The organism is Agreia sp. Leaf210 (assembly GCF_001421485.1).
Classification (GTDB): domain Bacteria; phylum Actinomycetota; class Actinomycetes; order Actinomycetales; family Microbacteriaceae; genus Agreia.
This window is the reverse complement of record NZ_LMKK01000003.1, coordinates 282192-299729: the sequence shown is the minus strand read 5'-3', so window position 1 is coordinate 299729 and position 17538 is coordinate 282192. Positions and strand designations below refer to the sequence as shown.

Below are 17538 nucleotides of genomic sequence, written 5' to 3'. Positions count from 1 at the left end.
ACGTGCGGAGCTTCATGCCCATCAGCATCCCCGGCAAGGTCGTGGTCTTCGACTACGGCGAGGTCATCTCCTTCTCCCCCTCGGATGCCGACCGCCAGGCGCTGCTGTCGATCGCCCGTGTGCCGGAGGAGAAGTTCTGGCCGCCGTACTGGGCCAATCGGGACGCTCTCGACCGCGGCACCCTGAGCATCCGCGACTACTGGCTCGAGATCGCTCGGCACGCCGGGGTCGAATTCAGCGAGTCGCGCATCCAGCAGCTCTGGATCGCCGACTATCGGAGCTGGCTCAGCATCAATCCCGATACCTACGACATCCTCCTCGCGCTTCGCGACGGCGGCACGCGCATCGCACTCCTGTCGAACGCGGGCTTCGATTTCGGCGACTACTTCCGTCACGGGCCCATGGGCGCTCTCTTCGAGCGGGTCTTCGTCAGCGCGGAGATGGGCCGACTGAAACCGGACGAGGGCATCTATCTCGAGGTACTGCGCGATCTCGGCGTCGAGGCTCACGACATGATCTTCATCGACAACAAGGCCGTCAACATTGAGGGAGCGGCGAGCGTCGGCATCGCCGGTCACGTGTTCACGACCGCACCTCTTCTCCGCGCCTACCTCGACGACACAGCCGCATCCGCGACTCCGGCCTCCTGACACCCCACGAAAGACCCCTCATGAGCGAATCCATCCTCTTCCGTCCCCTCAGCATCCGGGGCGTGACCATCCGCAACCGCATCTGGGTCGCGCCCATGTGCCAGTACTCCGCCGAGGCCTGCGACGGCATGACCACCGACTGGCATCTCGTGCACCTGGGATCCTTCGGCCAGGGCGGTGCGGGCCTCGTGATCACCGAGGCGACGGCGGTGAGTCCGGAGGGCCGCATCTCACCGCAAGACCTGGGAATCTGGAACGACGAGCAGACGCAGGCGTTCCGGCGTATCACCGACTTCCTGCACGGCCAGGGCGCGACGACGGGCATCCAGTTGGCCCACGCCGGCCGTAAAGCCTCGACGTATCGGCCCTGGGCACCCGAGCGCGGCACGGTTCCGATGGACGCCGGCGGTTGGCCGACCGTGGCGCCGTCGCCTATCGCATTCCCCGGCTACGCGACGCCCGGCGAGCTGGACACCGCTGCGATCGACGGTGTCGTCGACGACTTCGTCGCCGCGGCCCTCCGGTCGATCGATGCCGGATTCGACGTGCTCGAGATCCACGCGGCCCACGGCTACCTGATCCATCAGTTCCTCTCGCCGCTCAGCAATGAGCGCACGGACGAATACGGGGGAAGCCTCGAGAACAGAGCCAGGCTGCTCCTCCGGATCGTCGGCGAGACCCGGGCCGCGGTCGGCGAAGACGTTCCGCTCCTGGTGCGCTTCTCTGCCACGGACTGGGTGGACGACGGCTGGAACGAAGAGCAGACCGCCACCGTGGCAGCGTGGGCGAAAGACGGCGGCGCCGACGTGTTCGACATCTCGAGCGGCGGGAACATGACCGGCGTCACGATTCCGGTGTCGCCCGGTTATCAGGTTCCCCTCGCCGAGTACGTCGCGGCGAACGGCGACGTTCCGGTCAGCGCCGTGGGTCTCATCACGACGGCGGCCCAGGCCGCCGAGATCGTCGACGAGGGTCGCGCCGACGCGGTCATGCTCGGACGCGAGATGCTCCGAGACCCGCACTTCGCCCTGAGAGCAGCCCACGAGCTGGGCGTGACGGTCGATTACTGGCCCGCGCAGTACGAGCGCTCGGCCTGGCCCGCCTAGAACCGCGTCACGCGCCCGGCGGCTCGATTGTCAGAGCCGCCGAGTCGCGTCCTGGACCTCGCCCACCAGCTCCTCGATGATGTCCTCGAGGAAGAGCACGCCGGTCGTGCGACCCGACTCGGAGAACGTGCGCGCGAGGTGCGCGTTCGTACGGCGCATGCTGGCCAGTGCGTCTTCGAGTTCCGTTCCCTCGTAGATCGAGACGAGCTGCCTGATGCGTTTGGCAGGCACCGGTAGGTCGACCTCGTCTGCATCGATGTCGATCACGTCTTTCAGGTGCAGGTAGCCGTCGGGGCGCCCCTCCTCATCGACCACGATGTAGCGAGAGAAACCGTGTTTGGCCACGGCGTGCTCGATCTCGGCGGGGGTCACGTGGTCCGAGAGGCTCACGAGCGACTCGAGTGGAACAGCGACGTCTTTCACCGTCTTCGAGGTGAACTCGAACGCCGCGTTGAGAGCGCCCGTCGTGTCGCTCAGCACACCCTCGCGAGTGGACTGCGAGACGATGGTCGACACCTCGTCGAGCGTGAACGCACTCGCCGCCTCGTCTTTCGGCTCGACACCGAACAACCGCAGGATCGAATTGGCGGTCGCGTTGAGCGCGACGATCGCGAACCGGAAGATTCGGGCGAGCCACACGAGAGGCGGAGCGAGCAGCAGAACGGCGCGCTCCGGAAGCGAGAATGACAGGTTCTTGGGAACCATCTCGCCGAAGACGACGTGCAGGAACGAGACGATGAGCAGCGCGATGACGAACGCGATCGTGCCGATGACCTCCTCCGGCAGGCCGGTGAACGCCAGAGGAATCTCGAGCAGGTGATGGATCGCGGGCTCGGAGACGTTGAGGATCAGCAGCGAGCACACGGTGATTCCGAGCTGACACATGGCCAGCATCAAAGTCGCGTGCTCCATGGCCCAGAGCGCGGTCTTGGCGCTCGCCTTGCCCTGCTCCGCCAAGGGCTCGATCTGCGATCGACGAGCCGAGATGACGGCGAACTCGGCGCCGACGAAGAAGGCGTTGGCCAGGAGAAGCACAACGAGCCAGACGATACCCAGCCAATCAGCCACGGTCGTTCACCTCCGTATTCGATTCGTCGGTGATGAGCGCGTCGACGGGGGCCGCTGCCTCGTCGGTGGCGATCGGGGTGAAGCGGATGCGATCGATACGACGTCCGTCGAGCCGCACGACCGCGAGTTGACCGGTGGGCAACTCGACGGTGTCTCCGACGACGGGAAGCCGACCGAGTTCGCTCATCATGTAACCGGCCACCGTCTCGAACGGACCATCGTCGGGAACGCTGATTCCTGCGCGATCGGCGAGCTCATCGGGTCGCAGCATTCCGGGGAACGACACGGAGTTCAGGGTCTTGACCACTCCGGCGCGTGACCGGTCGTGCTCGTCGTCGAGTTCGCCGACGAGCTCTTCGACCAGATCTTCGAGTGTGACCACACCCGCCGTTCCGCCGTATTCGTCGACCACGATCGCCATCTGGTAGCCGCGTCCGCGCAGCTCACCGAGGAGCGAGTCGAGCTTCATGGTCTCGGGCACGCGGATGACGCTCGAAGCGAGTGCCGCGGCCGGCACGTCGTGCCTCCTGTCGCGCGGAACGCTGACGGCCTGCTTGACGTGCACGACTCCGACGATGTCGTCGATGTCGTCGTCCAGCACGGGGAAGCGGCTGTGTCCCGTCGTTCGGGTGAGCGTGATCACGTCTTCCGCGCTGTCCGTGCGCTTGACGCTCGCGATGCGGGGCCTCGGCGTCATGGCGTCGGACGCCGTGTGTCCGGAGAAGAGCAGAGTGCGGTTGAGCAGTGTCGCCGTGTCGACGTCGAGGCTGCCCTGCATGGCAGATCGGCGCACGAGCGACGAGAGCTCCTCCGCGGTGCGGGCGCCCGACAGCTCTTCTTTCGGCTCGATGCCCATAGCTCGCAGCAACCCGTTCGCGCTGTTGTTGAGAAGACTCACGGCGGGCTTGAACACCATCGTGAAGAGGCGTTGAGCCGGAATCACCAGCTTCGCGGTCTGCAGCGGCAGGGCCAGCGCGAAACTCTTCGGCACGAGCTCGCCGACGATCATCGACAGCAGCGTGGCGAAGACGATCGCGATCGTCGCGGAGACGCCCGGCACGACCGCTTCGGGGATGCCGACGCCGGTCAGAGGGGCGCGAAGCAGATTCGAGATGGCCGGCTCCATGGTGTACCCGGTGAGCAGGGTCGTGAGCGTGATGCCGAGTTGAGCGCTCGAGAGATGCGTCGACGTGATCTTCAGCGCCGCGATCGTCGGGCCGAGGCCCGTCGCACCACGATTCTGCCGCGTCTCGAGATCGTTCCGATCGAGATTGACGAGCGCGAACTCGCTGGCGACGAAGATGCCGGTACCGAACGTGAGAACGATACCGACGCCGAACATGATCCAGTCAAGAGGCATGAGTGCCGCCGGAACTGCTCAGAAGAAGGGATGGATGGGCTGAGGGAGGGTCGTCCATTGTCTCGCCAGTATACCGGCAGCCGGCGCCAGAGCGGCCGTGCTCCTACCAGCTGACGGGCAACGCCTTGCCCTCTTCGTACCCCGCCGCCGACTGAATGCCGACCAGCGCGCGATCGTGGAACTCGGCCACGTCGGAGGCGCCCGCGTACGTGAACGAGCTGCGGACTCCGGACGTGATCATGTCGAGCAGATCCTCGACAGAGGGGCGCAGCGGGTCGAGGTAGATGCTGCTCGACGAGATCCCCTCGGCGAACAGGGTCTTGCGGGCGAGCTCGTAAGCGTCGAGACGTCCGAAGCGGTCTTTCACGGCCTTGGTCGACGCCATGCCCCAGCTCTCCTTGTAGAGCCGACCCGTCGCATCCGTCTTCAAGACGCCGGGGGCCTCGATCGTGCCCGCGAACCATGAACCGATCATCACGCTCGACGCCCCGGCGGCCAGAGCGAGGGCAACGTCGCGCGGGTAGCGCACTCCCCCGTCGGCCCAGACGTGGGCGCCGAGTTCACGAGCCGCGTCGGCCGTCTCGAGCACGGCAGAGAACTGGGGTCGTCCGACGGCCGTCATCATGCGGGTGGTGCACATGGCGCCCGGGCCGACTCCGACCTTGAGGATGGTGGCACCCGCAGACACGAGATCGCGCACCGCATCGGCGGTCACGATGTTGCCGGCCACGATCGGGAGGCCGAGGTTCTCGTTCGCCACCGTCTCGATGGCGCGCAGCATGCCCTCCTGGTGTCCGTGCGCCGTGTCGATCACCAGCACGTCGACGCCGGCCGCCGCCAGGGCCCGGGCCTTGGATGCGACGTCGCCGTTGATTCCGACCGCCGCGGCGACCCGGAGCCGACCCTGCGCGTCGACCGCCGGTGTGTAGAGCGTAGAGCGGAGCGCGCTGGTGCGGCTGAGCGTTCCGATGACCGATCCGTGCCTCATCACGGGAGCGAACTCGAGCTCGGCCTCGACCATCGCATCGAACGCCTCACGGGGCGAGTCGATGTCGTCGGCCGACAGCGCGGTGAGCGGTCCGTGCAGCAGATCTCCGAGGAGCGCGTCGGGCAGTGCCGAGGCGAGCCGGGCAGCAGCGATGCATCCGAGATACACCCCGGCGGAGTCGTGGATGACGATTCCGTGCCCGGCCACCGCGGGAATCTGACGCAGAGCCTCCTCGACGGTGTCATCCGGGGCGAAATCGAAGGGGGTGTCGAATTCGACGGGCTGCGCCTTCACCCAGCGAATCGCCGCATCGAGGTCCTGCAGATGCATGTCCTGCGGCAGCACACCGAGCCCGCCGCGTCGCGCCAGAGTGGCGGAGAGCCGGGGGCCCGTGACCGAGTTCATGTTCGCGCTGACGATCGGGATGCTCGCTCCCGTGCCGTCGTTCGGCGCGAGAGACACGTCGAGCCTGCTCGTCACCCGCGACCGTGACGGCACGAGGAAGACGTCTGAATACGTGAGGTCGTGGGTCGCGGTCGCGTGATAAAACTCCATACCTCAACGGTAGTCGCTTCCGCGCCGAGCGGGCCCACGTCGGGTGGCGCTTCAGGCTGAGGGGATTAGGCTTGACCATGAACGTGTCGGGCGCCCGCCGGCAACGATGCAGGGCGCTGACGACTGTCATGAATGTACTGATTTCAGGCGAATTGTCGATGCACGATGAAGAGAGTGGGCGATCGGGCTTGTCTAGCCAAACGACCGGAGTGGAAAACGACGAGAGCGCGTCGGAGTTCGGAGCCAATGAATGGCTCGTCGAGGAGCTCTACGAGCAGTTCAAGGTAGACCGCAAGTCGGTCGACGAGTCGTGGTGGCCGATCCTCGAGAGCTACCACTCGACCGTGGTGTCCAAGGGCGGTGCAGCCTCTGCGCCGACGGCCCAGCAGGCGCCACCCGCGGCGACCGAATCCGAGCAGATCGCGGAAGCCTCCGGAGCGACCACCCCGCCGACGTCACCCGTCGCCACGGTCTCGACCGAGGCGCCGTCCGGCGCATCCGTCGCCGACCAGCGCGAGAGCCAGCCCGCGGCCCGCACGACGAGCATGCAGGCGCGACAGGCGCCGATCCCCGCAGAGGCACCGGTCTCCGCGCCGAAGCGTGACACCACGGCAGAATCCACCAGCAGCGAAGACGACGTCGAGAAGGACACGGTCACCCCGCTCAGAGGTATGGCCAAGACGCTCGCGACCAACATGGATGCCAGCCTCACCGTGCCGACGGCCACCAGTGTCCGCTCGATCCCGGCGAAGCTGCTGATCGACAACCGCATCGTCATCAACTCGAACCTCAAGCGCAGCCGCGGCGGCAAGGTGTCGTTCACCCACATCATCGGCTGGGCCCTCGTGCAGGCGATGAAGGAGTTCCGCAGCCAGAACGTCTACTACGACGAGGTCGACGGAAAGCCCTCGGTCGTCGCGCCGGCCCACGTCGGACTGGGCATCGCCATCGACATCCCGAAGCCCGACGGCACACGCGCCCTCCTCGTTCCGGGAATCAAGCGCGCAGACACCATGGGCTTCAACGAGTTCCTCGGGGCCTACGAAGAACTGGTCAGCCGCGCCCGAGCGAACAAGCTCACGGCATCCGATTTCCAGGGCACCACGATCTCGCTCACCAACCCGGGCGGAATCGGAACGGTGCACTCGGTTCCGCGCCTGATGAAGGGGCAGGGGTGCATCATCGGCGCCGGAGCCCTCGAGTACCCCGCCGAATTCCAGGGCACGAGCGCGAGGACGCTCAACGACCTGGGTATCGGCAAGATCATCACTCTGACGAGCACCTACGACCACCGCGTCATCCAGGGCGCCGGTTCCGGTGAGTACCTGCGCAAGGTGCACGAGCTGCTCATCGGTGAACGCAACTTCTACGAGAACATCTTCGCCGAGTTGCGCATCCCCTACGCTCCGATCCACTGGGCTCCCGACATCAGCGTCGACCTCTCGGACGCCGTCGACAAGACCGCTCGGGTGCAGGAACTGATCAACGCCTTCCGCGTGCGCGGCCACCTGATGGCCGACATCGACCCGCTCGAATACCGCCAGCGCACGCACCCCGACCTCGACATCGAGAACCACGGGCTGACCCTCTGGGATCTCGACCGAGAGTTCGTGACCGGCGAGTTCGGTGCGAAGCGCAGTGCGCTCCTCCGCGACATCCTCGGCGTGCTCCGCGACTCCTATTGCCGCAAGACCGGCATCGAGTACATGCACATCCAGGATCCCGCCCAGCGCAAGTGGATCCAGGACAAGGTCGAGCGTCCTTACGCCAAGCCCGGCCACGACGAGCAGATGCGCATCCTCGCCAAGCTCAACGAAGCCGAGGCTTTCGAGACCTTCCTGCAGACCAAGTACGTCGGCCAGAAGCGATTCAGCCTCGAGGGCGGTGAATCCACGATCGCGCTCCTCGATGCGATCATCCAGGGTGCCGCAGACGAAGGTCTCGACGAGGTCGCGATCGGTATGGCGCACCGTGGCCGTCTCAACGTGCTCACGAACATCGCCGGTAAGACCTACGGTCAGATCTTCCGCGAATTCGAGGGCACTCAAGACCCGCGAACCGTTCAGGGCTCGGGAGATGTGAAGTACCACCTCGGTACCGAGGGCACCTTCCACGGCAGCGACGGCACCGAGATTCCCGTCTACCTCGCCGCCAACCCGTCGCACCTCGAGGCTGCCGATGGCGTCCTCGAAGGAATCGTCCGGGCCAAGCAGGACCGCAAGGCGATCGGAACGTTCTCGACGCTGCCGATCCTCATCCACGGAGACGCGGCCCTCGCGGGACAGGGCATCGTGGTCGAGACCCTGCAGATGTCCCAGCTGCGCGGCTACCGCACCGGCGGAACGATCCACATCAACATCAACAACCAGGTCGGCTTCACGACCCCTCCCGGCGAATCCCGCTCGTCGGTCTACTCCACCGACGTCGCGAAGACGATTCAGGCTCCGATCTTCCACGTGAATGGCGACGACCCCGAGTCGGTCGTGCGTGTGGCGCAGCTCGCCTTCGAGTACCGGCAGCAGTTCCACCGCGACGTCTTCATCGATCTGATCTGCTACCGACGCCGCGGGCACAACGAGGGCGACGACCCGTCGATGACCCAGCCGCTCATGTACAACCTCATCGAGGCGAAGCGCAGCGTGCGCCGGCTGTACACCGAGTCTTTGGTGGGTCGTGGCGACATCACCGAGGAGGAGTACCAGGCAGCCCACCGAGACTTCCAGGACCGCCTCGAGCGCGCCTTCGCCGAGACCCACGCCGCGCAGACCTCGTCGATTCCGGTCATCACGGCCGACGGATCGAGTGTGGCGGATCTCGAGCTTCCCGATGCTCAGCAGAGCGACTCGGCCAGCTCCGATGCGTTCTCGACCGCGGTGGCCGAGTCGACGATCCACCAGATCGGCGACGCATTCCAGAACAAGCCCGCGGGCTTCACAGTTCACCCGAAGCTGCAGCAACTGCTGAACAAGCGTCTCGAGATGAGTCGTTCGGGCGGAATCGACTGGGCATTCGCCGAGCTGCTCGCCCTCGGTTCACTGCTGCTCGAGGGCACCCCCGTGCGTCTGGCCGGTCAGGACACGCGTCGCGGCACCTTCGTGCAGCGTCACGCGGTGCTCCACGATCGGGAGAACGGCCAGGAATGGCTGCCGCTGGCCAACCTCAGCGAGAGCCAGGCCAGATTCTGGATCTACGACTCCCTGCTGAGCGAATACGCCGCGATGGGCTTCGAATACGGCTACTCCGTGGAGCGGCCCGATGCTCTCGTGCTCTGGGAGGCTCAGTTCGGCGACTTCGCCAACGGCGCCCAGATCGTGATCGACGAGTTCATCTCGTCGGCCGAGCAGAAGTGGGCGCAGCGCTCGTCGCTCGTCTTGCTCCTGCCTCACGGCTACGAGGGCCAGGGTCCCGACCACTCCTCGGCTCGCATCGAGCGCTATCTGCAGCTGTGCGCAGAGAACAATATGACCGTCGCGCGTCCGTCGACGCCGGCCTCGTATTTCCATCTGCTGCGCCGGCAGGCGTACGCCCGTCCGCGCAAGCCGATGGTCGTCTTCACCCCGAAGGCGATGCTGCGGTTGCGCGGTGCGACGAGCGACGTGCCCGATCTCACCAACGGAACATTCGAGCCGGTCATCGACGACAGTCGCATCACCGACAGGTCTTCGGTCACTCGGGTTCTGCTGCACTCGGGCAAGATCCACTACGACCTGGTCAACGAACTGCAGAAGAATCCCGACGACACGGTCGCGCTGGTGCGTCTCGAGCAGTACTACCCCGCTCCGCTCGGCGAACTGAAGTCGGTTCTCGACCAGTACCCAGACGCCGACGTGGTGTGGGTGCAGGACGAACCCGAGAATCAGGGAGCCTGGCCCTTCGTGGCGGTCGAGGTCGCACCGCACCTCGGGCGTTCGGTGCGTGTCGTGTCACGCCCCGCGGCGGCATCGCCCGCGGCCGGATCGGCGAAGCGCCACGCCATCGAGCAGACCGAGCTCATCGAGCGAGCCACCCAGAGGTGATGATCGGTCGGTTCCTCGGGCGTGGCTCGAGGAACCGACCGTCAGCCGCGTATCAGTGCGTGGCTTGAATGGTGCGGATCTTCAGTAGCACCTGGTCGCGCAGGTCGCCGGGCGCGGTCTCGCGACAGGCGCGCTGAACGGCCTCGGTCAGCACGCGTCCGACATGCAGCTCAGACTCGCAGTCGACGCATCCGGCGAGGTGCTCGCGGATGTCTTCAGCGTCTGTCGAGCAGAGTTCGTTGTGCAGATATTCCTCGAGTTCGGCCTTGGCCTTATCGCAACCGCAATCGGTCATTTCTTCGTGCTCCCCGTCTTCGATGCGACATGAATGCCGCGATCTGCTGCGTAGTCGGTCAGAAGTCCCCGGAGAAGTCGTCTGCCTCGATGCAGACGACTCATCACTGTGCCGACAGGGGTCTTCATGATGTCGGCGATCTCCTGATAGGAGAAACCTTCGACGTCGGCGAAATAGACCGCCAGACGAAAATCTTCGGGTATCGACTGCAGCGCGTCTTTGACCGCACTGTCGGGCAGATGATCGATGGCCTCTGCCTCGGCAGAACGGCTCGACATCGCGGTGGCCGATTCGGCCTCGCCCAGCTGCCAGTCCTCCATGTCGGAGATCGTGCCCTTGTAAGGGTCGCGCTGCTTCTTGCGATATGTGTTGATGAACGTGTTGGTGAGAATGCGGTAGAGCCACGCCTTGAGGTTCGTGCCCTGCTCGAACTGCCCGAAAGCAGCGTAGGCCTTCACGAACGTCTCTTGGACCAGGTCTTGAGCGTCGGCAGGATTGCGCGTCATGCGCAGGGCAGCGCCGTACAGCTGATCGAGGAACGGTATCGCCTGTTCCTCGAACAGATCCCGCGGATCTGGGGTGGCCGCCGGAGGGGTGTCAGGTGTGGAGTTGCTCATCAGAGCAGAGTCTACTTTGGCGAGGGCGCGTTCCGCCCAGGCCATGCCTGGGGTTGCGAGCGAAGGCCGTACGCGTTCCTGTGTCAGCATGTCTGCCCCACCTCCTGCCTCTCGCTCCGCCGTCGGTCCGTTCGACCGCCATACGATCAACAACGACGATCGGAACGTCGTTTATTCCGCTGTCGCGGTAATCTGGGGAGCAATGGGCATCATCAATCAACTCGATCCGCGCTTCTCCCCCTACGACGACGAGACGCCGGGGGTCGCCGCCGTTCCTCCCGGCGATGCGCCGTGGCCGGCCCCGACCACCTCCGGGCCGATCGACGCCGCTGTCGTCCTGCCCGGCTCGAAGAGCCTGACGAACCGGCAACTCGTGCTGTCGGCGCTGGCCGATTCGCCGTCGACACTCCGCGCTCCTCTGCACTCGCGCGACACCACCCTGATGGTCGAGGCGCTCCGATCCATGGGAACGACCATCGAGGCAGTCGTCGGTGGAGGAGAGTTCGGCGAGGACTGGCTCATCACTCCCGCCGACGAGCTTCTCGGCAGTACGACGGTCGACTGCGGGCTCGCCGGAACGGTGATGCGATTCATCCCGCCCGTCGCCGCGCTGGCCCTCGGACCCGTTGTGTTCGACGGCGACGAGGCCGCTCGTCGCAGGCCCATGAAGACGACGATCTCATCGCTCCGCTCGCTCGGCGTCGATATCGCAGACGACGGAGCCGGGGCGCTCCCCTTCACCGTGCACGGCACGGGTGCTGTCACGGGCGGGGAGATCGTCATCGATGCGTCGAGCTCTAGTCAGTTCGTCTCCGGTCTTCTGCTCTCCGCCGCTCGGTTCGACGAGGGCCTCGTACTGCGTCATTCTGGCGAGCGGGTGCCCAGCCAACCCCATATCGAGATGACGATCCAGGCTCTGGCGGATCGCGGCATCACCGTCGAGACGCCCGAGCCGGGTGTCTGGGCGATCGTCCCCGGCAGCATCCGGGGTTCGATCGTCGACATCGAGCCCGATCTCTCGAATGCGGCACCCTTCCTCGCCGCGGCCGTGGCCACCGGCGGGCGGGTGAGCATCAGCGGCTGGCCGTCGACCACCACTCAGGTGGGCGCCCACCTCATAGACTTCCTGCCGCTCTTCGGGGCCACCGTGTCACTGGTCGATGGGGTGCTCACTGTCGAAGGCACGGGCCACATCAACGGCATCACGCTCGACCTCTCCGAAGGCGGAGAGCTCGCTCCGGCGTTGGTGGCGCTTGCCGCTCTCGCCGACTCCCCCAGCGAGATCACCGGCATCGGACACATCAGACACCACGAGACCGACCGGCTCGCTGCCCTCGCTGCCGAGATCACTGCGCTGGGTGGTGCCGTCACCGAACTCGACGACGGGCTGCGCATCGAGCCCGCGCCTCTGCACGGCGGAACGTGGAAGACGTACGCCGACCACCGGATGGCCCACGCCGGCGCGATCATCGCGCTCGTCACCCCCGATGTCCTCATCGAGGACATCGCCACGACCTCCAAGACGCTCCCCGAGTTTCCCGAACTCTGGAGCGCGCTGGCCGCGAGCAGCTCATGACCTGGTGGTCGAACGACGACGATGACGACGACGAGGAGTCGCAGTACGACGAGTCGAGCGTTCGTGTGCGGCCCAATCCGAAGGGCAACAAGCCGCGCACGAAGATCCGCCCCGAGTACGCCGATGCAGTGCCGGGTCGCATCCTGACTGTCGACCGCGGGCGCTTCACCGTTTTGGTCGACGAGGACACACCATACGAACGGGCGATAACCGCATCGCGGGCCCGCGAGCTGGGCAAGACCGCCATCGTGACCGGTGACCGGGTCGGTCTCGTCGGTGATACCTCCGGAGCCGAGGGCAGTCTCTCTCGGGTGGTCAAGATCATTCCGAGAACCACGCTGCTGCGGCGCAGCGCTGACGACACCGACGCCGTCGAGCGCGTCATCGTAGCCAATGCCGACCAGATGCTGATCGTCGTGGCGGCCGCCAACCCCGAGCCGCGCGCACGACTCATCGATCGCTACCTCGTCGCCGCGTTCGATGCCGGGATCACACCGATCCTCTTCATCACGAAGACCGACCTCGCCGATCCGGCCGAGTTCCTCTCGGAATTCGACTGTCTCGACCTCACCGTGGTCACGGGTCAACGCGACGAACTGCCCCTCGAGGAGTTGAAGGCTCTACTGATCGGCCACACCACGGTGACCGTGGGCCATTCCGGGGTCGGCAAATCCACCCTCGTCAACGCTCTGGTACCAGGTACAGACCGGGCGATCGGGCGAGTGAACGTCGTGACCGGAAGGGGCCGGCACACGTCCTCGTCGACCCTCGGTCTTCGTGTGCACGACGACGAGGGCCGCTCCGGCTGGATCATCGACACACCGGGCGTGCGTTCGTTCGGCCTCGGCCACGTCGACCCGGCGAACGTCCTGAAATCCTTCGCCCGCATGGCTATTCCTTCCTCCGTGCCGCCGCCCGATGGCATCCCGCTCAGCCAGGCTCACGATTGGGAGATCGTCGACCGCGTGCTGGCGGGCGAATTGGGAGCGAGCGGCATAGCCCGCATCGAGTCGCTGCAGAAGCTCGTCGGCTCGCTCAGCGACTCGTAGCAGCCGCTCGGCGATGACGGTGTGTTCACCCGCGCTGACTACGCTTGGGGGCATGACCGAGCCGTACGCAGATGATCTGGCCCTCGCCCTCACGATCGCAGACGCCGCCGACGCGATCTCGCTCGATCGCTTCATGGCGCTCGATCTCGTCGTCGAGAAGAAGCCCGACCGAACACCGGTGACGGATGCGGACAGGGCCGTAGAACGCGAGATCAGAGACCGGCTCGCCGAGGCGCGTCCCAGCGACGCCATCCTCGGCGAGGAGTACGGCTCCGCCGGCGACTCCGTTCGCCAGTGGATCATCGATCCCATCGACGGAACGGCGAACTACCTGAGGGGCGTCCCCGTGTGGGCGACCCTGATCTCCCTCGTCGTCGACGGCGAGCCCGTGGTCGGAGTCGTGAGCTCCCCCGCCCTCGGACGCCGCTGGTGGGGTGCGCTCGGTCAGGGCGCCTGGACGACGGACTCGACCCTCGCACCGGCATCGCCCGCCCGACGCCTCGCGGTATCGGCCGTCGCGCGGCTCGACGATGCGAGCGTGAGCTACAACAGCCTGAAAGGGTGGGACGAGGCCGGCAGGCTCGACAGCCTGCTCTCGCTGAGCCGCGGCGTCTGGCGCACCCGGGCCTACGGCGAGATGTGGTCGTACATGCTCGTGGCGGAGGGCGCGCTCGATGTGGCCGGCGAGTTCGACCTGCAGCCCTACGACATGGCAGCTCTCATCCCCGTCATCCATGAGGCCGGCGGTCGATTCACGTCCATCGACGGCGTTCCCGGCCCGTGGTCGGGCTCTGCTCTCGCCACCAACGGGCTGTTGCACGACGAGGCGCTCCGCGTGCTCGCCGAGGAGAGCTCCGCACCACGAGTGACGCGCTAGTAACGGCGGTCGATGCGCGTCGTCTCGACATCGTCGACCCGACCCGCCCGAGGGTCGTACTCGAACGACCCGCGGTAGGCGAACACCTGACCGAAGACCGGATGCGTCAGGGTGACATCGACGCGCTGGCACGTCGATGCCGCATCCCAGCGTTCGAGGAGGTCGACGCGAGCCGACAGAAGCCGAGGAACGGCGAGGCGCAGACGACCGAGCCACAGCCAGGTTCCGACAGACCGCATCTGGAGCCAGCCCTCGGGTGACACGGAGAGCCTCAATGACACTTCCAGAAACCGGGTCCGACCGAGGAAGTCGTGGAGCAGCCCGTCGCGGCCGGCCAGCATCGTGTCCTGCATGGTTCGCGTCACTGTCGCGAATGCAAAAGTGCGGGTAGAGCTGAGACACAGCCGACCGTGGGCATCGGAATGCGGCACGTTGACCACGGTGAGACCCACGCCGTTGCCGCGTTCGCCGAACAGCGCGTCGGCCCTGGCTATCGCCGCGAACAGAGGCACGAGCCAGGCCTTCGTCGGTCCGGCGAAGGCGTAGACCCCGCGCCCGACTCCCGCCTCACCTCGGGCAGCACCGCCGACGTAGTGCGACAGTTCCGGCTGCAGCGAATCGGTCTGGTCGCCGAGCAGGGCCTGATACACGGACCGGTGCGCCACGGGCACGGTTGTCTACCCCGTGTTCTGCAGGCCGGCGGCGACACCGTTCACGGCGAGCAGGAGCAGTCGATGCGTGTCGTCCGCCGGGTCGACGCTGCCTGACCTACGCACTGCTCTCAGCGCGCGCAGCTGCAGCAACGACAGAGCGTCGACGTAAGGGCTTCTCAGACGCACCGCGCGCTGCAGCACGGGACGGCCCTCGAGGATCTCCCCGTGCCCTGTGGTGCGCCGTACCCACTCGCGGGTGAGTTCCATCTCGTCGAGCACGAGCGAAGCCAGGTCGTCGCGGTCGCCCAGGGCGAGGTACCGCTCGGCGAGCCTGTCGTCGGTCTTCGCGAGCGACATCTCGACGTTGTTGATCATCGCGGTGAAGAGCGGCCACCGCTCGTAGGCGTCGCGGAGGGCGTCGACGTCTCCCACAGCGGCGAGAGCCGAACCCAGCCCGAACCACCCGGTCAGGTTGATTCGCGCCTGCGTCCACGCGAACACCCATGGGATGGCCCGCAGATCCTCGAGTGATTCGACCGACAGACCGCGGCGGGCGGGCCGGGAACCGAGCGCCAGCAAGCCCACTTCCTCCATCGGCGTGACCTGGGCGAACCAGGGAGCGAACCCATCGGCCTTGATGAGCTCGAAGAAGCGTTCGCGCGAGCGGAGATCGAGCGTGCGGGCGATGTCGGCGAAGTCACGCGTGGCGGTGTTGTTCGCCTCTTCGTTCGACGGACTCGACGCGAGCAGCGTCGCCGCAGCCATCTGTTCGATGTGGCGCGCCGCGATGGCCTTGTCGCCGTACTGAGCGAAGATCACCTCGCCCTGCTCGGTCAGTTTGAACCGGCCCTGCACTGATCCCCCGGGCTGGGCCATCACGGCCTCGTTGGCCGGACCGCCACCGCGACCGAGTGCGCCGCCTCGACCATGGAAGAGGGTCAACTCGATGTCGTTGTCCTGCGCCCAGCGCGAGATGCGCTCCTGCGCCGAGTACAGGGCGAGCGTCGCCGAGACAGGTCCGACATCCTTCGACGAGTCGGAGTACCCGAGCATGACCTCGAGACGCCGACCGGTTGCGGCAAGGCGTTCCTGCACCTGCGGCAGCGTGATCATCTCGTCGAGGATCGTCGTGCTCGCTTCGAGGTCGGCGAAGGTCTCGAAGAGGGGAACCGCGTCGAGGACCGGCGCTGCCTCGGGCGATCCGAGGGCGGCCTCGGCCAGGGCGAACACGGTGGCGATGTCGGCGGAGGACTGGGTGAATGAGACGATGTAGCGGCGCGCCGCGGCCGTTCCATAGCGTTTCTGCAGGGTCGAGATGGTGCGATAGACCGACAGCACCTCCTGCGTCATCTCACTCAGTTCGCCCCCGGCCCGGATCTCTTCGAGAGCCTGGCGGTGCACCTTGGAGTGCTGGCGGACCTCGAGCTCGGCCAGGTGGAAACCGAAGGTCTCGACCTGCCAGATGAGGTTCTGCAGTTCGCCGTTGGCGCTCCGATCGGCGCCGGCCTCGCGGAGGGACTGCTGGATGACCCGCAGATCGGAGATCAGCTCATCCGGCAGACCGTAGGCCAGGTCGGTGCCTTGACGCGTGGCGACGATGCGCGCCGCGACGACCATGAGCACGCGGCGATGAGGCTCGTGCGGCGAACGAGTTCCGATCTGGCTGGTCACCTGGGGGGCGATCGACTGCTGCCGCTGCCACAGAGCCATCAACGCGTCACTCGCCGGGGTGTCCTCGGAATCGAGGGTCAGCGTGCGACCGATGCGGGTGGCCGCGTGTTCGAGACCGAAGAGAATGTGCTCGCTCGCGATCGCTGCCGCCTCCTCGGTGACCTCTGCCGTGACGAAGGGGTTGCCGTCACGGTCCGCCGCGATCCAGCTTCCGAGTCGCATGAAGGCCGGAGCGACGACGGGCGCCTTGCCGGCTTCGGAATCGAGCATCCAGTCGTCGAGCAGCCGGTAGACCTGCGGCACGACCTGAAACAGCGTCTGGTCGAAGATGTTCATCGCCGTACGCACCTCGTCGAGGGGGGTCGGCCTGGTCGTTCGCAACGGAGAAGTGCGCCAGAGAACGTCGATCTGCTCGAGCAGGCGCCGTTCGATCTCTGCCGAAGCCAGGCGGCCCTGCTGACCGGCGTCTCTGTCAGAGAGGAGATCGCTGATGCGGCGGATGGCAGAGGCGACCGCCCGGCGGCGCGCCTCTGTCGGATGGGCGGTGAGCACGGGGTGGAATCGAAGCGCTGCCAACCGCGCCGCCGTCTCGTCTCGACCGACCTCGTCGACGAGACGCTCGATCGCCGCGGGAAGCGAATCCGCTGGAGCCGGATCGCTCGGAGAGGAGAAGCGCGTTCTCAGCACCCGCACCCTGTGGTGCTCCTCCGCCAGATTCGCCAGGTGGAAGTAGCTCGTGAAGGCACGCGCGACCTGCTCGGCCCGCACGGGCGTGAAGGAGTCGACCAGCTTCTCCGCGTCTTCGATCGACGCATTGTTCTGCTTCTCGTACGCGTCGATGGTGAGTTCGCGCAACCGCTCGACGTCGTTCAGGAGTTCTGCGCCACCGGCTTCGGTCAGAATCTTTCCGAGTAGCGATCCGAGTAGACGAACGTCGGAGCGCAACGCAGCGTCGACCTCGTCGCGAATGCTTCTGCGGCTGGGCTCGGGAGTGCCAGGGTTCGTGTCAGCGAAAATCGTCACCGACCTAAACTAGCGCTCCCGTGTTGACGGCATG

13 protein-coding genes are annotated in these 17538 nt (G+C 66.2%); 6 read left to right on the top strand and 7 right to left on the bottom strand.

Going from position 1 to position 17538, the window contains the following annotated elements:
* The first annotated feature begins 14 nt into the window (after window positions 1-14).
* Window positions 15-650 (top strand): HAD family hydrolase, encoded by a 636-nt coding sequence (locus ASE64_RS11815; RefSeq protein WP_055781943.1) that lies wholly within the window; start codon window positions 15-17, stop codon window positions 648-650.
* 20 nt (window positions 651-670) lie between these two features.
* Window positions 671-1756, top strand: a complete 1086-nt coding sequence (locus ASE64_RS11810; protein ID WP_055780645.1) for an NADH:flavin oxidoreductase/NADH oxidase — start codon at window positions 671-673, stop codon at window positions 1754-1756.
* Window positions 1757-1786: 30 nt separating this feature from the next.
* On the opposite strand, the gene ASE64_RS11805 is transcribed toward ASE64_RS11810, so the two are convergent.
* The 3 genes from ASE64_RS11805 to ASE64_RS11795 form a co-directional block, all read right to left on the bottom strand.
* Window positions 1787-2824: a hemolysin family protein gene (locus tag ASE64_RS11805; RefSeq protein WP_055780642.1), complete on the bottom strand. Its 1038-nt coding sequence runs from the start codon at window positions 2822-2824 to the stop codon at window positions 1787-1789.
* Entirely contained in the window at window positions 2817-4184 is a 1368-nt protein-coding gene (locus tag ASE64_RS11800; RefSeq protein WP_055780639.1) for a hemolysin family protein, read from the bottom strand. The genes ASE64_RS11805 and ASE64_RS11800 overlap by 8 nt, the downstream gene beginning before the upstream one ends.
* 103 nt (window positions 4185-4287) lie before the next feature.
* The gene (locus ASE64_RS11795) at window positions 4288-5727 is read right to left on the bottom strand and encodes a GuaB1 family IMP dehydrogenase-related protein (protein WP_055780636.1); all 1440 of its coding nucleotides are present in this window, start codon (window positions 5725-5727) and stop codon (window positions 4288-4290) included.
* Window positions 5728-5915: 188 nt separating this feature from the next.
* On the opposite strand from ASE64_RS11795, the gene ASE64_RS11790 reads away from it, so the two are divergent.
* Window positions 5916-9743: a multifunctional oxoglutarate decarboxylase/oxoglutarate dehydrogenase thiamine pyrophosphate-binding subunit/dihydrolipoyllysine-residue succinyltransferase subunit gene (locus ASE64_RS11790; RefSeq protein WP_200920219.1), complete on the top strand. Its 3828-nt coding sequence runs from the start codon at window positions 5916-5918 to the stop codon at window positions 9741-9743.
* Between the two features lie 52 nt (window positions 9744-9795).
* Here ASE64_RS11790 and ASE64_RS11785 read toward each other — a convergent pair whose 3' ends face one another.
* Together ASE64_RS11785 and ASE64_RS11780 are read right to left on the bottom strand one after the other, a co-directional pair.
* Window positions 9796-10038, bottom strand: a complete 243-nt coding sequence (locus ASE64_RS11785) for a zf-HC2 domain-containing protein (protein ID WP_055780631.1) — start codon at window positions 10036-10038, stop codon at window positions 9796-9798.
* Window positions 10035-10655 carry a sigma-70 family RNA polymerase sigma factor gene (locus tag ASE64_RS11780; RefSeq protein ID WP_055781940.1) on the bottom strand — a complete coding sequence of 207 codons (621 nt, stop codon included), beginning with the start codon at window positions 10653-10655 and terminating at the stop codon, window positions 10035-10037. Before ASE64_RS11780 ends, ASE64_RS11785 begins: the two co-directional genes overlap by 4 nt.
* Before the next feature lie 202 nt (window positions 10656-10857).
* Between ASE64_RS11780 and aroA the strand changes: the two genes are divergently transcribed.
* Genes aroA through ASE64_RS11765 form a run of 3 tightly spaced genes read left to right on the top strand, consistent with a single transcriptional unit; the run spans window position 10858 to window position 14157 of the window.
* Window positions 10858-12231, top strand: coding sequence for a 3-phosphoshikimate 1-carboxyvinyltransferase (gene aroA / locus ASE64_RS11775; protein WP_055780628.1), 1374 nt, complete (start codon window positions 10858-10860; stop codon window positions 12229-12231).
* Window positions 12228-13280, top strand: a complete 1053-nt coding sequence (gene rsgA / locus ASE64_RS11770) for a ribosome small subunit-dependent GTPase A (protein WP_055780625.1) — start codon at window positions 12228-12230, stop codon at window positions 13278-13280. The genes aroA and rsgA overlap by 4 nt, the downstream gene beginning before the upstream one ends.
* A gap of 52 nt (window positions 13281-13332) precedes the next feature.
* Window positions 13333-14157, top strand: a complete 825-nt coding sequence (locus ASE64_RS11765; protein WP_055780622.1) for an inositol monophosphatase family protein — start codon at window positions 13333-13335, stop codon at window positions 14155-14157.
* Here ASE64_RS11765 and ASE64_RS11760 read toward each other — a convergent pair.
* On the bottom strand, window positions 14154-14822 hold the full coding sequence (locus tag ASE64_RS11760) for a DUF4166 domain-containing protein (RefSeq protein ID WP_055780619.1): 669 nt from the start codon (window positions 14820-14822) through the stop codon (window positions 14154-14156). The genes ASE64_RS11765 and ASE64_RS11760 overlap by 4 nt on opposite strands.
* Window positions 14823-14834: 12 nt before the next feature.
* On the bottom strand, window positions 14835-17498 hold the full coding sequence (locus tag ASE64_RS11755; protein ID WP_055781937.1) for a phosphoenolpyruvate carboxylase: 2664 nt from the start codon (window positions 17496-17498) through the stop codon (window positions 14835-14837).
* Window positions 17499-17538 lie beyond the last annotated feature (40 nt).